This is a genomic window from Methylobacterium sp. 22177, from assembly GCF_052045615.1.
Taxonomy (GTDB): Bacteria; Pseudomonadota; Alphaproteobacteria; order Rhizobiales; family Beijerinckiaceae; genus Methylobacterium; species Methylobacterium radiotolerans.
This window is the reverse complement of the sequence record NZ_JBQEPK010000001.1, coordinates 156,557-172,045: the sequence shown is the minus strand read 5'-3', so window position 1 is coordinate 172,045 and position 15,489 is coordinate 156,557. Positions and strand designations below refer to the sequence as shown.

The 15,489-nt window shown below is 71.6% G+C and carries 15 protein-coding genes; 5 read left to right on the top strand and 10 right to left on the bottom strand.

Translation table 11 applies throughout. From position 1 onward, the window contains the following. Positions 1–144 precede the first annotated feature (144 nt). Positions 145–438: a hypothetical protein gene (locus ACTJK8_RS00895; RefSeq protein WP_012317175.1), complete on the top strand. Its 294-nt coding sequence runs from the start codon at positions 145–147 to the stop codon at positions 436–438. Positions 439–517: 79 nt separating this feature from the next. Here the strand turns inward: ACTJK8_RS00895 and adh are convergent, their stop codons facing one another. The 6 genes from adh to ACTJK8_RS00865 form a co-directional block, all read right to left on the bottom strand. Beyond that, positions 518–2,041: an aldehyde dehydrogenase gene (adh, locus tag ACTJK8_RS00890; protein WP_012317174.1), complete on the bottom strand. Its 1,524-nt coding sequence runs from the start codon at positions 2,039–2,041 to the stop codon at positions 518–520. A gap of 300 nt (positions 2,042–2,341) precedes the next feature. Then, positions 2,342–2,689 carry a DUF3325 domain-containing protein gene (locus ACTJK8_RS00885; RefSeq protein WP_012317173.1) on the bottom strand — a complete coding sequence of 116 codons (348 nt, stop codon included), beginning with the start codon at positions 2,687–2,689 and terminating at the stop codon, positions 2,342–2,344. Next, positions 2,686–4,179, bottom strand: a complete 1,494-nt coding sequence (locus ACTJK8_RS00880) for a PepSY-associated TM helix domain-containing protein (protein WP_440761468.1) — start codon at positions 4,177–4,179, stop codon at positions 2,686–2,688. The genes ACTJK8_RS00885 and ACTJK8_RS00880 overlap by 4 nt, the downstream gene beginning before the upstream one ends. A 26-nt stretch (positions 4,180–4,205) precedes the next feature. After that, positions 4,206–4,517, bottom strand: a complete 312-nt coding sequence (locus tag ACTJK8_RS00875; RefSeq protein ID WP_440761372.1) for an iron transporter — start codon at positions 4,515–4,517, stop codon at positions 4,206–4,208. Between the two features lie 161 nt (positions 4,518–4,678). Further along, positions 4,679–4,945 (bottom strand): hypothetical protein, encoded by a 267-nt coding sequence (locus ACTJK8_RS00870; RefSeq protein ID WP_024827853.1) that lies wholly within the window; start codon positions 4,943–4,945, stop codon positions 4,679–4,681. A 98-nt stretch (positions 4,946–5,043) separates the two neighbouring features. Continuing rightward, complete coding sequence (locus ACTJK8_RS00865) at positions 5,044–5,823, bottom strand: cold-shock protein (RefSeq protein WP_012317169.1); 780 nt, start codon at positions 5,821–5,823, stop codon at positions 5,044–5,046. 314 nt (positions 5,824–6,137) lie between these two features. Between ACTJK8_RS00865 and ACTJK8_RS00860 the strand changes: the two genes are divergently transcribed. The 4 genes from ACTJK8_RS00860 (at position 6,138) to ACTJK8_RS00845 (ending at position 9,313) form a co-directional block, all read left to right on the top strand. Then, positions 6,138–6,611 carry a response regulator gene (locus tag ACTJK8_RS00860; RefSeq protein ID WP_012317168.1) on the top strand — a complete coding sequence of 158 codons (474 nt, stop codon included), beginning with the start codon at positions 6,138–6,140 and terminating at the stop codon, positions 6,609–6,611. Between the two features lie 110 nt (positions 6,612–6,721). Next, positions 6,722–7,804, top strand: a complete 1,083-nt coding sequence (locus ACTJK8_RS00855) for a Ppx/GppA phosphatase family protein (RefSeq protein WP_012317167.1) — start codon at positions 6,722–6,724, stop codon at positions 7,802–7,804. 10 nt (positions 7,805–7,814) lie between these two features. After that, on the top strand, positions 7,815–8,540 hold the full coding sequence (locus tag ACTJK8_RS00850) for an RlmE family RNA methyltransferase (RefSeq protein ID WP_012317166.1): 726 nt from the start codon (positions 7,815–7,817) through the stop codon (positions 8,538–8,540). Positions 8,541–8,551: 11 nt separating this feature from the next. Beyond that, a complete protein-coding gene (locus tag ACTJK8_RS00845) occupies positions 8,552–9,313 on the top strand; it encodes a hypothetical protein (protein WP_053620451.1) in 762 nt (253 codons plus the stop codon). Positions 9,314–9,382: 69 nt separating this feature from the next. Here the strand turns inward: ACTJK8_RS00845 and ACTJK8_RS00840 are convergent, their stop codons facing one another. The 4 genes from ACTJK8_RS00840 to ptsP form a co-directional block, all read right to left on the bottom strand. Beyond that, the gene (locus tag ACTJK8_RS00840) at positions 9,383–10,435 is read right to left on the bottom strand and encodes a DUF4167 domain-containing protein (protein WP_440761371.1); all 1,053 of its coding nucleotides are present in this window, start codon (positions 10,433–10,435) and stop codon (positions 9,383–9,385) included. A 420-nt stretch (positions 10,436–10,855) separates the two neighbouring features. After that, on the bottom strand, positions 10,856–11,755 hold the full coding sequence (gene prmC / locus ACTJK8_RS00835; protein ID WP_440761370.1) for a peptide chain release factor N(5)-glutamine methyltransferase: 900 nt from the start codon (positions 11,753–11,755) through the stop codon (positions 10,856–10,858). Between the two features lie 8 nt (positions 11,756–11,763). After that, on the bottom strand, positions 11,764–12,849 hold the full coding sequence (gene prfA / locus ACTJK8_RS00830; RefSeq protein WP_012317162.1) for a peptide chain release factor 1: 1,086 nt from the start codon (positions 12,847–12,849) through the stop codon (positions 11,764–11,766). 220 nt (positions 12,850–13,069) lie between these two features. Further along, complete coding sequence (ptsP, locus tag ACTJK8_RS00825; RefSeq protein WP_012317161.1) at positions 13,070–15,331, bottom strand: phosphoenolpyruvate--protein phosphotransferase; 2,262 nt, start codon at positions 15,329–15,331, stop codon at positions 13,070–13,072. Positions 15,332–15,489 lie beyond the last annotated feature (158 nt).

Genomic DNA, 15,489 nt, shown 5'->3' with positions numbered 1-15,489 from the left:
TCCTCCCTGTCGATGTCTGAATATGCTGTGTTCCCGGCCGGTTTCCACTGCGCATCGCGCCGGATGCCGGCGCCGAACGGTCGCGTCGCGCGTTGTGTCGCCGGAGGGCGGCGGACACCGCCCGACCGATCAGGAGCCCGCACCATGTCGGTTCGCACACGCGCTGCCTGCCTCATCCTGGCCGTGGCCGGTCTCGCAGGGCCCGCCGCCGCCGAGCCGCTCGTCCTGCGCGTTCAACCCCGCGAGCACCCCCTGTTCGTGCAGCACGCGTGGCGCGTGGCGGGGAATCCCAACGTCACTCCCGATAACCCGATGGGCGTGGTCGGCTGGGACGGCCCGCCGGACGACGTGCCGAGCGTCAGCGGCGATGCCGGGCCGCTGGCTCCAGGCTCCATCGTCAACGCGCCGTTCGAAGGCTACGGCTTCGGCCTCTACTGACCGCGCGATCCGGGATCGAAAAAGCCCCGGCCTCTCGGCCGGGGCTGAAGTTGTCTCGGGGGTTGACCCGGGGAGAAACTCAGAAGAACCCGAGCTTCTTGGCCGAGTAGCTGACCAGCATATTCTTGGTCTGCTGGTAGTGATCGAGCATCATCTTGTGGGTCTCGCGGCCGATGCCGGACTGCTTGTAGCCGCCGAAGGCCGCGTGGGCCGGGTAGGCGTGGTAGCAGTTCGTCCAGACGCGACCGGCCTGGATCGCCCGGCCGAAGCGGTAGGCGCGGGTCCCGTCGCGGGTCCAGACGCCGGCGCCGAGGCCGTAGAGCGTGTCGTTGGCGATGGAGAGCGCCTCGGCATCGTCCTTGAAGGTCGTGACCGACAGGACCGGCCCGAAGATCTCCTCCTGGAAAATGCGCATCTTGTTGTGGCCGCGGAACACGGTCGGCTTCACGTAGAAGCCCTCGGCGAACTCGCCGTCCTTGACGTTGCGCTCGCCGCCCGTGAGGAGCTGCGCGCCCTCCTGGCGGCCGATGTCGATGTAGGAGAGGATCTTCTCCATCTGCTCGCCCGAGGCCTGGGCGCCGATCATCGTGGCCGGATCGAGCGGCGAGCCCTGGGTGATCGCCTCGACGCGCTTCACCGCGCGCTCCATGAACCGGTCGTAGATGGACTCGTGCACGAGCGCGCGGCTCGGGCAGGTGCAGACCTCGCCCTGGTTGAGGGCGAACATCGTGAAGCCCTCGAGGGCCTTGTCGAAGAAGTCGTCGTCCTCGTTCGCCACGTCAGCGAAGAAGATGTTCGGCGACTTGCCGCCGAGCTCCAGCGTCACCGGGATCAGGTTCTGCGACGCGTACTGCATGATGAGGCGGCCGGTGGTCGTCTCACCCGTGAAGGCGATCTTGGCGATTCGCGGCGACGAGGCGAGCGGCTTGCCGGCCTCGAGGCCGAAACCGTTGACGATGTTGAGCACGCCCGGCGGCAGCAGATCGCCGATGATCTCGGCCAGCACGAGGACCGAGGCCGGGGTCTGCTCGGCCGGCTTCAGGACCACGCAGTTGCCGGCGGCGAGCGCCGGGGCGAGCTTCCACACCGCCATCAGGATCGGGAAGTTCCACGGGATGATCTGGCCGACGACGCCCAGCGGCTCGTGGAAGTGGTAGGCAACCGTGTCGTGGTCGATCTCGGAGATCGAGCCCTCCTGCGCCCGCACGCAGCCGGCGAAGTAGCGGAAATGGTCGATGGCCAGCGGGATGTCGGCGTGAGTCGTCTCGCGGATCGGCTTGCCGTTGTCCCAGGTCTCGGCCAGCGCGAGCAGGTCGAGGTTCTCCTCCATCCGGTCGGCCATCTTGAGGAGGATGCGGGCGCGCTCGGCCGGCGCCGTGCGGCCCCAGGCCTCCCGGGCCGCGTGGGCGGCGTCGAGGGCCTTCTCGACGTCCTGCGCGTCCGACCGGGCCACCTCGCACACCACCTTGCCGGTGATCGGCGAGGTGTTCTCGAAGTAGCGGCCGGCCGCGGGGGCGACCCACTGGCCGCCGATGAAGTTGTCGTAGCGGGCCGAGAAGGGCGACTTGACCTTCGAGTCGCCGAGGAATTCCGGCTTGTTCATGGCTATGTTCCCTCCGTGGGCCCCGGCCTCGCGAACCGCGGCTCTTGGGCTTAAGCTGGCGCTCGGACGACCGATCGTGGGGGCCGCATCCGCTTCCGCTCTGTTCGCAGCCAATGGCTTTTGGCCTGTCGAATCAAGGTGGACTTTTGGCCAGTGCGCGAGTGGGGCGATCCTACGCGCTTCCCGCCGTCACCGCGAGCGGGCAAAAATTCCCAGCCCGGACCGTACTCCCGCGACGAGCGGCGTTTGGGACGTCCGGACGGCCGAATCACCGTGCGCGCCGAGAGTCGGCCCCGTCGCTCAGCCGAGCAGGGCGAGCGGAACGGTCGCCGCCGCGAGCGGGAGCGCCGCCAGGGCCGCAATCCGCAGCCAGGTCGGCCGATAGGCGACGATCGCCACCACGGCCAGGGCGGAGCCCGTCAGCGATCCGATCCACTGCACCGGTCCGAAATTCCAGCCCGCCGCCGCAACGGCCGCCGCGAACGAGAGGCCGAGTCCGCACCAGCCCGCCATCCGCAAGCTTCCGACCCGCGCCTTCGGCACACCGACGCGGTAGGCGGCCCGGTGATGCCGGTCGAGGCTGAGGGCGAGGGCCGCGAAGCCCGAGAAGCTGAGGAGCAGGCTGAGGATCAGCGCGGCGGATGTCATGCTTCGACCGTCCGTGACAGACTGGCTTTGGCGGGGCGCGCGGTCGCCAGCTTACGCCGCGCCGCCAGCCGGGATCCGACGCCGAGAGTGACGCCCACGGCCACCAGGGCGACGTCGAAGGCGAGGAAGCGCTGCTGGCCGACGAGGATCGCGTCCACGAAGGCTATCGCCAGGAAGGCGCAGGCCGGCACGGCCAGAGCGAGCGACCACGCCCGCTGCCGCGGATACAGGGCCGCGGCGAGGGCGGCGGCGACCCAGGCCGCGAAGAACGCGCGCACCTCCCAGTCCGCCCGGGCCCCGAGCCCGTCGGGCAGCAGCCGGTTCGCGAGGAGATACGCGGCGAGGCCCACCGGCAGGCCCGCGATGGTCCCGAGGTTGAGGAATCGCACGAGGCGCAGGCCGAAGCCCTCGGGATCCGCGCCCTTCGGCGCCCGCGCCACCGTCCAGAGGACGAGGCCGCTCGCGACCGTGGCGGCACCCATCACGCCGCAGAGGAAGAACAGGAGGCGCAGCGGCGCGGCGGCGAAGTGCGCCTCGTGCAGACCCGCCATCACGGCCCCGGTGCGGGTCGCCGCGCCGGCCTCGCCGACCCGGGCGATCTCCGCACCGGTATCGGCCACGTAGGCGATCTGCGGATGCAGGTGCGCGAGCCCGTGCGGCTCCTCGAAATACGCCGTCACGGTGGCGCCGGCATCGCCCGGATGGGAGACGAGTATCACCTCGGGCGCCTCGCCGCCGGCAGCCGCGGCGCGGGCGACGATCTCGCCGAGCGGCAGCGGCCTGCCGGGACGGCCAACCGGGGCCGTGCCCGGCGTCGCGAGGCCGGCCTCGGCGTAGTAGCGCAGTATGTCGTCGCCGTAGACGGCCTTCATACCCCAGGGCATCAGCGTCGCCGACAGTGTGACGAGGCCCGTGTAGACGATCATCAGGTGGAAGGGCAGCGCCAGCACGCCGACCACGTTGTGGGCGTCCAGCCAGCCGCGCTGCGCCGAGCGGTCGCGGCGAAAGGTGAAGAAGTCGGCGAAGATGCGCCGATGCGTCACGATACCGGAGATCAGCGCGATCAGCAGGACCATGGCGCAGGCCGACACGATCCAGCGCCCCCAGATCGGCGGCAGGCTCAGCTCGAAGTGGAAGCGGTACAGGAAGTCGCCGCCGCGCGTGTCGCGGACGCGCGCGGGCTCGCCCGTGGCGGGATCGAGCAGCGCGTGGTGGAACGGGCCGCTGAAGTTCGGCCACCAGTAGACCTCGACGGCCGAGGTCTCGGCGTTCGGCAGCTTGATCGACCAACCGGCCGCGTCCGGCATTGTCCTGCGCAGGAACGCGCCGGCCCGCGTCGCCGCCGCGGCGGGATCGGGGGCTGCCGCGGACAGCTCCGGCCGCATCCAGTCCGAGATGTCGGTGCGGTAATAGCTGGCGGTACCGGTGACGAAGATGGCGAACAGCACCCAGCCGACCACCAGGCCGGACCACGTGTGCAGCCACGCCATCTTCTGGCGGAAGCTCCGGGCAGGGCTCACGCGGCCGCTCCGGACACGAAGGCGCCGGCGAGCCACAGGGCGCCGATCAGCAGGAGGGCGATCAGGCCGAGGACCAGGGCCGCGCGACCGAGCGTAGGGGCGGCGAACACCCAGATCACCGCGCCCGCCATGATGGCGAAGCTCGCCAGCGTTCCGGCCGAGACCGCCTCGGCGCGTTGGACGGGAAGAATCAGCGCCAGCAGCGCGCTTGCCAGGGCGGCGACCGCGTAGCCGCCGAGCGTCGCGAGCAGCACCCGCCCGGCGACTGCCGCGCGATCGGCCAGCGTCGGCATGGTGCGGGCGCTCATGGCGCCACCTCTCGTTCCCGTGAGCCCATGGCGGGACCTAGCAGCGGCCGAGGCCGCGGTGCAACGCCTATGTTCCGGAACGATTCCAGTGTGAAACGAGGTGTTTAGAACGGACTTCGGCCGCGCGCGCGGCGATGCTCTCCCGCGCTCGGAGCCTCGTCTCAGAAGCCGGCGGCTCCCGGTGCGCCGTCGCGTCCGGACCTGCGGATTGCCACGGCCGCGTTCCGGGCGCTCGGCGGCAGGTCGGCTCCGGGGTCCGGTTTGGTCGAGGCCGCGGCGGACCCGGGCACCGGACCGGCGGCACGGCCGTCGCGCGCGTGTCCCCATCCGTAGCCCGCGTTGATCCCGGCGTAGAAGCCCGTGAAGTCCTCCGCCCGGGCACTCCCCGCGAGCAACATCAGGGCCGTGGACAGCAGCAGGCGGCGCATGGATCGTCCCGAAACGAGGAAGGCGGCGGCCCCGCAGGGAGCCGCCGCCTCGCAGTCTTCGCGCGGATCGCGGCGGCAGAGAGGCCGCCGCGCGATCCTCAATCCTCGACGTTGATGCTCTGGGCCTCGCGGCCCTTCTGGCCCTCGACCACGCCGAGCGTGACCTGCTGACCTTCGGCGAGCGAGTCGAGACCGGCGCGGGACAGCGCCGAGCGGTGCACGAACACGTCCTTGCCGCCGTCGTTGACCGAGACGAAGCCGAAGCCCTTCGCGGGATCGTACCACTTCACGGTGCCGCTCATCTCCACCGACGGGCCGCTGGCGAAACGGCCACCGCCGCCGCCACCACCGCCGTAGCCGCCGCCACCGCCGCCGTAACCACCGCGGTCGCGGTCGCCGTAGCCGCCGGCACCGGCGCCGTAGCCGCCGGTGCGCGGGCGGAACTCACGCCGGGGCGCGGGCGCCTCGGCCGTGGAGGTGTCAACGCTGGTGACGCTCGTGACCTGCGGGCCCTTCTGGCCCTGGGCCGTCGTGACCGTCAGCCGGGTGCCCGGCATCAGATCGTCGTGGCCGGCCGCCTCGACAGCGCGGATGTGGAGGAAGGCATCGCCCGAACCGTCGCCGAGTTCGACGAAGCCGAAGCCCTTCTCCTTGTTGAACCACTTGACCGTCGCATCGCGCTCCGGCCCGGACGCGACCGGAGCCGCGCCACGCGACGGGCCGCGATCGAAACCGCCCCCGCCGAAACCACCGCCGCCACCGCCGAAACCGCCGCCGCCGTATCCGCCGCTGGGGGGAGCCTGATCAGGCCATCTCGGCTCGCCACTCTCGTCGAAGCCGCGCTTCTGCGGCCCTCTGAAATCACGACCACGTCCCATAGAAAGCTCGCAAAAACCGTCCGCCGCCCTTGTCTCGAATACCGCGTGCGCGCCATCCCAGACAGCCCACGCCCCGCACTATCATTACCCCAGGTCGCGGTAACCAAGAATAACGCCCCAGTCCTGACGCAATCGGGCCTTGACCGCAAGGACCTTCTTGGCCCAGAGGCGCCCGTTTCGTTACTTTCTTGCGGCAAACAACGGAGCCCGACCCCGCCGCCGGGCCGGCCCTTTCCCATTCGAGGGAAGGCGTTAGCGAAACGCAAAGGCTGTCCGGCTACACTCGGCCCCGCGCCCCGCAGACTCGGCCGGCCATGATCGCGACACCGACTTTCCCCGATCTCTCCGCTCTCGTGGTCGACGAGAGTCTCTACATCCGCCGAATCGTGCGCGACATGCTGATGCGCGTCGGGATCAAGCGGGTGCTCGAGGCGCCGGACGGGGCCGAGGCGCTCGGCGTGCTCGCCGAGAGCAAGCCCGACATCAGCATCATCGACTGGGACCTGTCGATCCTGTCGGGCGAGGAGTTCATCCGGCTGGCGCGGACGCCGACCACTTCCCCCTGCCCCACGATCCCGATCATCCTGATGCTGGCCCAGCCGCGCCGGAACGTGGTCGACCGGGCGGTGGCGCTCGGCGTCAACGAGATCATCGCCAAGCCGTTCTCGCCCAAGACGCTGTGGTCGCGGCTGGACGAGGTGATCAACCGGCCCCGCCCCTACTCGCAGGTGAAGAGCCTCCTGCGCCCGATCCCGCGCCGGGCCAGCGCGATGAAGGCCGTGGCCTGACCGCGACCGCGATGGGACATTGCAGTTCGCCGCCGAGCCTGTAGGGTCGCAGATCAGCGAAGGCCGAGCGCGCTGCTCAAGGCCGACCCGAAGGATCGACGGCCGCGCCGATGAGGGACGAGACCGCCGCGGCCGCGCCGTCCCGAATTCAGACCGGCGCGGTGCCGCTTCAGACGCAAGCTCCTATACCGGGCCGTGAGCGTCGGCGCGCCGCCTACGCGGCGCTCGACCTGGGCACCAACAATTGCCGCCTGCTGGTCGCGGAGCCGACCTTCAGCGGCTTCCGCGTGATCGACGCGTTCTCGCGGATCGTGCGCCTCGGCGAGGGACTCGGCACGTCCGACCGCCTGAGCGAGGCGGCGATCGAGCGGACCGTGGAGGCCCTGCGGATCTGCCGGGCCAAGATGCAGGCGCGCGGGGTGCAGCGGGCCAAGATCATCGCCACGGAAGCCTGCCGCCTCGCGGTGAACGGCGCCGCCTTCGTGGAGCGCGTCCGCCGCGGCGTCGGCCTCGACCTCGAGATCGTCGACCGGCAGACCGAGGCCTATCTCGCGGTCACCGGCTGCGCGGCGCTCGCGGATCCGCTCGCCGAATCGGTCATCATCTTCGACATCGGCGGCGGCTCGACCGAGATCGCGTGGCTGGACGGGGCGGCCGCCAACCCGTCGACCGACCCGACTCTGCGGATTCGGGCCTGGGATTCTCTTCCGGTGGGCGTGGTGACGCTGGCCGAGCGCCACGGCGGCGCCGAGGTCACCCGACGGATGTTCGAGGGCATGGTCGAGGAGGTGGCCGAGAAGCTCTCGGCCTTCGCGCTCCGGGCCGCCCCGGCGGCGACGGCGCCGCACTTTCACCTGCTCGGAACGTCCGGCACCGTCACGACCATCGCGGCGATGCATCTGCGCCTCGCCCGCTACGAGCGCCGGCGCGTCGACGGCTTGTGGATGAGCGACGACGCGGTCTCGACCGCCATCGACGACCTGCTCGACACGCGGCTCGAGCAGCGCGCCGACAACCCCTGTATCGGCCGCGACCGCGCCGATCTCGTGCTCGCGGGCTGCGCGATCCTCGAGGCGATCCGCCGGGCCTTTCCCTCGGAGCGCCTGCGCATCGCCGATCGCGGCCTGCGCGAAGGATTGCTGATGAACATGATGCGGGAGGACGGGGTCTGGAACCGGAAGGCGGTCCGATGAGGGCGGCGCGATGAGCGACCGGCGCGGCGGCGCGAGTTCCGGCGGCGGTGTCCGGGGCGAACTGAAGCAGCGGGTGAAGACCGGCCGCGGACGGACCCTGTCCCAGAAGCGCTGGCTCGAGCGCCAGCTCAACGATCCCTACGTGGCCCGCGCCAAGCGCGAGGGCTACCGGTCCCGGGCGGCCTACAAGCTCCTGGAGATCGACGAGCGCTACAAGCTCCTGCGCCCCGGCCAGAAGATCGTCGATCTCGGCGCCGCGCCGGGGGGCTGGTCGCAGGTGGCCGCGCGGGTGGTCGGGCCGACGGGCCGCGTCGTGGGCATCGATCTCCTGGAGATCGAGCCGATGGCCGGGGTCGAGTTCATCACCCTCGACTTCCTCGACCCCGAGGCGCCTGACCGTCTGACCGGGATGCTCGGCGGCCCCGCCGACCTCGTCATGTCCGACATGGCCGCCAACGCCACCGGTCACAAGAAGACCGACCACCTGCGGATCATCGGCCTCGCCGAGACGGCGGCGGAGTTCGCCCGCGAGATCCTGGGCCCCGGAGGCGCCTACCTCGCCAAGGTGCTCCAGGGCGGCACCGAGGGCGCGCTGCTCACCGACCTGAAGCGCGACTTCGCCACGGTCCGGCACGTCAAGCCGGCCGCGAGCCGGGCCGATTCGAGCGAGCTCTACGTCCTGGCGACCGGCTACCGGGGCGCGCCGGGCCGGGCGGCGTCCGTCGACGAGGGCTGAGCCGCCCGGCGATGCTCCTCGCCTGGGCCCTGTCCGCCCTCAACCCGGCGCCGCTTCCCCTGCGCCGGCTCGGCTATGTCCGCCAGAGCGGCCTGCTCCACGCCCGCTCGCGCCGCTGCCGGGCGGCCTGGGCGCCACACCTCGCGCGGGCGCGGTCCGTGATCGCGGCGGCGGCCGGAGCGACCCGGCAGCGCCGGCACGCGGTGGTGCTGGGCTCGGGCCTGCTCGACGACGTGCCGCTCGACGCCCTCGCCCGCCTGTTCGACCGGGTCAGCCTCGTGGACGCCGTCCATCCCTGGCCGGCGCGCCTCGCCGCCCGCCGATATCCGAACGTCGCGCTGGTGACCGCGGAGATCAGCGCCGGTCTCGCCGGGGCCTGGGCCGAGCTCTGCGCGGAGGCCGACCTGATCGTCTCGGCGAATCTGCTGTCGCAGATCCCGCTCCTCCCGATCGAGGCCCACGAGACCCGGGGCCGCGAGGCGCCCCCGCGGCTCGGCGCGCACCTCGTCGAGACTCACTTGGCGGCGCTCGACGCGCTCGCCGGGCGCGCCGAGCGAGTCTGCCTGATCACCGACACGGTGCAGCGCGAGGAAGACCGGGCGGGCCGGACCGTCGACAGCGCCGACCTGCTGTTCGGGATCGCGCTGCCGCCCGCGCCGGAAGCCTGGGACTGGGAGATCGCGCCGTTCGGCGAGATCGGCCGGCGTCGCCGCCTGATCCACCGCATGCACGCCTACCCGGACTGGAAGGCCGCGCGGCGGTCCGCGCGCTGAGCCGCGAACGAAGAAGGCCGCCCCGGTTTCCCGGAACGGCCTCGTTTCAGTCTCATCCGGGATGTCAAATCACTCGGTCGGCACGTCCGCCGCCGGCGTGGTCGCGCCGCCCTCGTCCGCGGCGCTCTCGAAGCGCGGGCGCCGACGGCGGCGGGGCTTGGCGGCCGGAGCCTCGTCGGCCGCCGCCTCGGGCTCGGGAGCGCTCGACGGCTCGACCGCGGGCGCGGGGCGCGCGGGGGCCATCAGGAAGGCCGGCAGGCCTGTGGGCTCCTCGGCCTCCGCCGCGGGCGCGGCCTCGCGGCGGCGCTCGCGGCGCGGCGCGGCCTCGGCACGGGGGGCCCGCTCCGGGCGAGCCTCGGGACGGGTCTCCTGCCGGCCCTCGGCGCGCGGGGCATCGCCGCGCCCGTTCTCGTAGCGGCCCTGGTCGCCGCGATTGTCCTGACGGTTGTCCTGACGCGCGTCCTGGCGGCCATCCTGCCGATTGTCCGGACGGTCCTGGCGATCCGGCCGACCCTCGTGCCGCTCCTGGCGGTAATCCGGACGGCCGTAATCCTGGCGTTCCTGACGATCCTGCCGGTTCTCCTGGCGATAATCCTGCCGCTGGTAGTCCTGGCGCTGATAATCCTGACGCGGCTGGTCCTGGCGCCGGTAGTCCTGACGACCGTTGTTGTCGAACCGGCGCTGGTCGCGGTTCTGGAACCGGTCACGGCCCTGGCGGCCGTCCTGATTCCCGTCCGGACGGCTCTCGTAGGGCTGCGGCTGCTGGCCGGGATCGTTGTCGTCGTAGCCATTGTAGGCGTGACCGTTCTGGGATCCGCCGTTGCCCTGGGCGTCGTCGTCGCCCTCGTCCATGTCATCGTCGTACGGACGACTGGCATAGCCGCCGGTGTTGGCCGGGCGATTCTGGTCCTGAGCGCCAGAGACAATACGGAAGTAGTGCTCGCCGTGCTGAAAGTAATTCTCGGCCGCCACCGGGTCGCCGGCCGCCAGAGCATCCCGCGCGAGCTGCGCGTACTTGTCGGCGATGTGCTGCGCGGTGCCGCGGATTTTGACGTCGGGACCGTTGGATTCGTAGGAGCGCGTCAGCGGATTCGGACCCTTCGGCCGATTCCGGCCGCGCATCCGTCGATTCTGGTTTGGTCTCATCGGTCTGTAATGACCCTCGTTCACGCAAACGACTGTCTACGGAGGCGCCCGGGCGGATCTCGTGGCGCAGTCCGGCCAAGCGCATCCGGCGGCGCCGCGCGTAGGACCGCTCTTCGGTCCGCGCGTCTGCCTGACCATCCCTCGAACCAGGCGCCCGGTGAAAGCCGCCGATCCTCAGTCGATTGTCAGGTTCGAATGTGTCGTCCCGCCGCGCTGGCACCGGCGCGTTCTGGTTCGACGGTCTAGGGGGATCAGCGAACCAGCCGGCGACCCACGGTCACCACCGACCTTACAGCCGTCCGTCTTAACGGACGGTTCGCGATCTTCAAGCCGACTCTAGCGTTCCCCGGTTGATGCAACAAGCAATTTTTCGGTGCCGGGATGGTTGACCCTGACTTAGGCATCCCTGTGGCCGGAAAAAAGACCCTCCGGCCGATCGAAACTCAGCACCCGGTCGTGACCGGCGAGGTCGCGGGTCAATCCGCGGGCGCGGTAGCCTGCGGCGCGCGCCAGATCCGTCACGGCCGCCGCCTGATCGTAGCCGATCTCGAGCACGAGCAGGCCGCCCGGGGCGAGACACGCCCCCGCGCCGCCCAGGATCCGCCGGTATGCCTCGAGGCCGTCGGCACCGCCGTCGAGGGCAGCGGCCGGGTCGTGCCCGCGGACCTCGCGATCCAGGGTCCCGATGACGGCGCGGGCGATGTAGGGCGGGTTCGAGACCACGAGGTCGAAGCAGCCCCATAGGGCGTCGCACCAGTCACCGGCCACGAAGCGCGCCCGGTCGCCGACGCCGTTCGTGACGGCGTTGTCCCGGGCAACGCGCAGGGCGCCCTCGGAACGATCGAGCCCGACGCCGGTGGCGCGGGGTCGCTCGGACAGGAGGGCCGTCAGGATGCAGCCCGACCCGGTCCCCAGGTCCAGGCAGCGGAGCGGAGCGGCGCGGTCGGGCCGCGCCGCCAGCGCGACCTCGACCAGGATCTCGGTGTCCGGGCGCGGCACGAGCGTGTCGGGCCCCAGCCGGAACGGCAGGCCCCAGAACTCCCAGGCGCCCAGGATGCGGGCGACCGGCTCGCCGGCGAGCCGCCGGGCCAGCGCCGCCGCGAGGGACGCGGCGTCCGCTGGGCCCAGGCGCCGGCCCCCCTCGATCAGCAGGTCTCTTGTCTCCAGGCCCAGGATGCCGAGCAGGAGGAACCGGGCGTCGCCCGCGGCTTCGGCAACGCCGCCGGCGTGCAAACGCGCCGTCAGCGCGCGGAGCGCCTCGCGGCGCGACAGATCCTGGAGCGCGTCCGGCTTCACGGCGCGGATCAGGCCATGCCCTCGGCGGCCAGGAGCTCAGCCTGGTGCTCGGTGATGAGGGCGTCCACCACCTCGTCGAGGGCGGTCCCGGCCATCACCTCCTCGAGCTTGTAGAGGGTCAGGTTGATCCGGTGATCGGTCACGCGACCCTGCGGAAAGTTGTAGGTCCGGATCCGCTCGCTGCGGTCGCCGGAGCCGACCTGCGCCTTGCGGTCGGCCGCGCGCGCCGAATCCTTGGCGTTGCGCTCGGCCTCGTAGAGCCGCGCCCGCAGGAGCGCCATGGCGCGGGCCCGGTTCTTGTGCTGCGACCGCTCCTCCTGGACGAAGACGACGATGCCGGTCGGCAGGTGGGTGATGCGGATCGCCGATTCCGTCTTGTTGACGTGCTGGCCGCCCGCGCCCTGGGCCCGCATCGTGTCGATCTTCAGGTCGGCGTCGTTGACGTGGATGTCGACCTCCTCGGCCTCGGGCAGCACCGCCACGGTGGCGGCCGAGGTGTGGATCCGGCCCTGCGTCTCGGTGTCGGGCACCCTCTGCACCCGGTGAGCACCGCTCTCGAACTTGAGGCGGGCGAAGACGCCACGTCCCTTCACCTCGGCCACCACCTCGCGGAAGCCGCCGACGGTGCCCTCGCTCTCGGAGATCACCTCGACCCGCCAGCCCTTCGACTCGGCGTATTTCGCGTACATCCGGAACAGGTCGCCGGCGAAGAGGGCGGCCTCGTCGCCGCCGGTGCCGGCGCGGACTTCCAGGATCGCGCTCTTCTCGTCGGCGGCGTCCTTGGGCAGGAGCAGGAGCTGGAGGGCCCGGTGGGCGGTCTCGAGCGCCGCCAGCGCCTCCGGCTTCTCCTCGGCGGCGAGCGCGCGCATCTCCGGATCCGTGCCGGGCTCGTCGATCAGGGCCTCGACGCCCGCGAGGTTCTCCAGCGCGGCGCGGTAGGCGCGGATCGCCGCCACGACCGGGTCGAGGTCGGACAGCTCGCGGGAGAGCTGGACCACCGTCTCGGGATCGATCTCGCCGGAGGCGAGCTGCGCGGTGACGATGTCGTGCCGCGCCAGGATGGCGTCGAGGCGCTCGGTGGGAAAGGGGATCATCGCCCGTGTTTCTGCAGGTCTGCGCGCGCCGTTCCGGGCCGGGCGCGGGTCTCGTCCCGGGGACGGAGACGCGTGGCTTCGAGGGTGTAGGACCCGGTAGGACGTCCCCCAAATCCACGCCTCGTCCGTCCGAGAGCGGAAGCCGCGGCGCGTCGACCGAAATCGTCGTGGCGTTGCCGTACAACCCCGGCCGAATGTTCGGCAAGGGTCGCGTTCGCGCTTAGATAGGGATGCCGTGCGCGTGCGCGAAGGCCGTGAGCGCCGGGCGCAGGGAGTCGCCGTCGTGCATCCGCGCCATCTCGGCGTCGATGAGCTCGGCGACGGCGGCCGCGTCGAGGCTCAGCACCATCGCCTTGACGGGGCCGATCGCGGCCGGCGACATCGACAGCTGGCGGTAGCCGAGGCCGATCAGCGCCATGGCGTCGAGGGGCCGGCCGCCGATCTCGCCGCAGACCGTCACCGGGCAGGAGGCCGCGTTGGCCCGCTCGGCGATCAGCCGGAACGCGCGCAGCGCCGCGACACTCAGCGGATCGAACCGGTCGGCGACCCGCCGGTTCTCGCGGTCCACCGCGAACAGGAACTGCATCAGGTCGTTCGACCCGACCGAGAGGAAATCGGCCTCCTTGGCGATCTCGTCGATCTGGAACAGGAGCGAGGGCACCTCGATCATCGCGCCGAGGCGGCAATCGGTCGGGAGCCGGTAGCCGTGGCGTCGCAGGTAGGCCTTCTCGCGCTCGACGATGCCGCGGGCGCGCACGAACTCGTCCACCGTGGCGACCATCGGGAACATGATCTTGAGCGGGTCGCCGTCGGCGGCCTTGAGGAGCGCGCGCAACTGCATGCGCAGCAGCGCCGGCCGGTCGAGGCCGATGCGGATGGCCCGCCAGCCGAGTGCCGGGTTCTCCTCCTCGAGCTTGGCCATGTAGGGCAGGATCTTGTCGCCCCCGATGTCGAGGGTGCGGACCGTGACGGACTTGCCCGCCGAGGCCGCGAAGACCTTGCGGTACAGCTCCTCCTGCTCGGCCGCCGACGGCATGCGCTGCGCCACCATGAACTGCAGTTCGGTGCGGAACAGCCCGACTCCCTCGGCCCCGGTCTCCTGCAGGTGGCTGAAATCGACCAGCAGGCCGGCGTTGAGGTGCAGGCCGACCCGCACGCCGTCGCGGGTCTGGGCCGGGACGTCGCGCAGCGCGCGGTACTGCTCCTGCCGGCGGGCGCGCAGGCGCACCATCTCGGCGTAGGCGGCCTCGACCTCGGGGCCGGGCCGGACATGGATCTCGCCGGCCACGCCGTCGACGATGATGGCGTCGCCCGCGTCGCACAGGGCGGCGGCGTTCTCCACCTCGCCCACCGCCGGGATACCGAGCGCCCGGGCGACGATCGCCACGTGGCTCGTCGGACCGCCCTCCTCGAGGACGATGCCGCGCAGGGTCGACGCCTCGTAGTCGAGGAGCGCCGCCGGCCCCATGGTGCGCGCCACCAGGATGGCGTTCTCGGGCAGGACCAGGGCGCCGGCCGCCTCGGGACCGATCAGGGTGCGCAGGACGCGGTTGGCGAGGTCGTCTAGATCGTGCAGCCGCTCGCGCAGGTAGGGATCCGACTGCCGCATCATGCGGGCGCGGTTGTCCGACTGGACCCGCTCGACCGCGGCCTCCGCGGTCAGGCCGGAGCCTACGGCCTCGCGCATCCGGCGGAGCCAGCCCTTGTCGTGGGCGAACATCCGGACGGTCTCGAGGACCTCACGGGATTCGGCGGTGCCGATCCGGTCGCCGCGCTCCACCAGCGCGTCGATCGCCGAGCGGACCTCCTCGATCGCCGCGTCGAGGCGGGCGACCTCGCGCTCGACGTTCTCGGCGATCAGCGTCTTCACCACGACGCGGGGCTCGTGGAGCACCACGTAGCCCAGGCCGATCCCGTCCGCGAGGGCGATGCCCCGGGCCAGGACCGGGCGCCGGGCCGCGGTGCCGGCGTCCGGCGCCAAGCCCTCCAGCTCGCCCGAGGCGATCATCTCCGAGAGCACCATCGCGGTGGTCTGGAGCGCCTCGATCTCTTCCTCGGAGTAGACGCGGTAGGTCTTGTTCTGGACCGTCAGGACGCCGAGCGTGTTGCCGGCGCGCAGCAGCGGCACGCCCAGGAAGGCGTGGTAGGCCTCCTCGCCCGTCTCAGGCCGGTACGAGAAGGCCGGGTGGTTCTGGGCGTCCGAGAGGGAGAGCGGCTCCGCCGTGCGCGCGATGAGGCCGACGAGGCCCTCGTCGGTGCGCATGCGGGTCTGGTGCACCGCCTCGCGGTTCAGACCTTCCGTGGCGAACAGCTCGAGCGTGTTGTCGTCGCGCAGCACGTAGACCGAGCAGACCTCGGCCACCACGTTGGCGGCGATCAGGACGACGATGCGGTCGAGGCGCGCCTGGGGGCTGACCGGCTCCGCCATCGCTTCGCGGAGGCGGCGCAGCAGCAGGCGCGGGCCTCCGGGCGCAGCGGGCATCGGTTCGTCGTTCCAGCGTCGGTGAGTGGCCTTGGCGTCGACCACCCTGCAACCTTGGCGCCAAACCCGGGACGGGCCGGCGCCGGATGGACCGGACCGCTGATCCCAGAGGCGTTCTGGGATCGGCGGATCGGCCCGTGACTGTTCAGTTCACACCA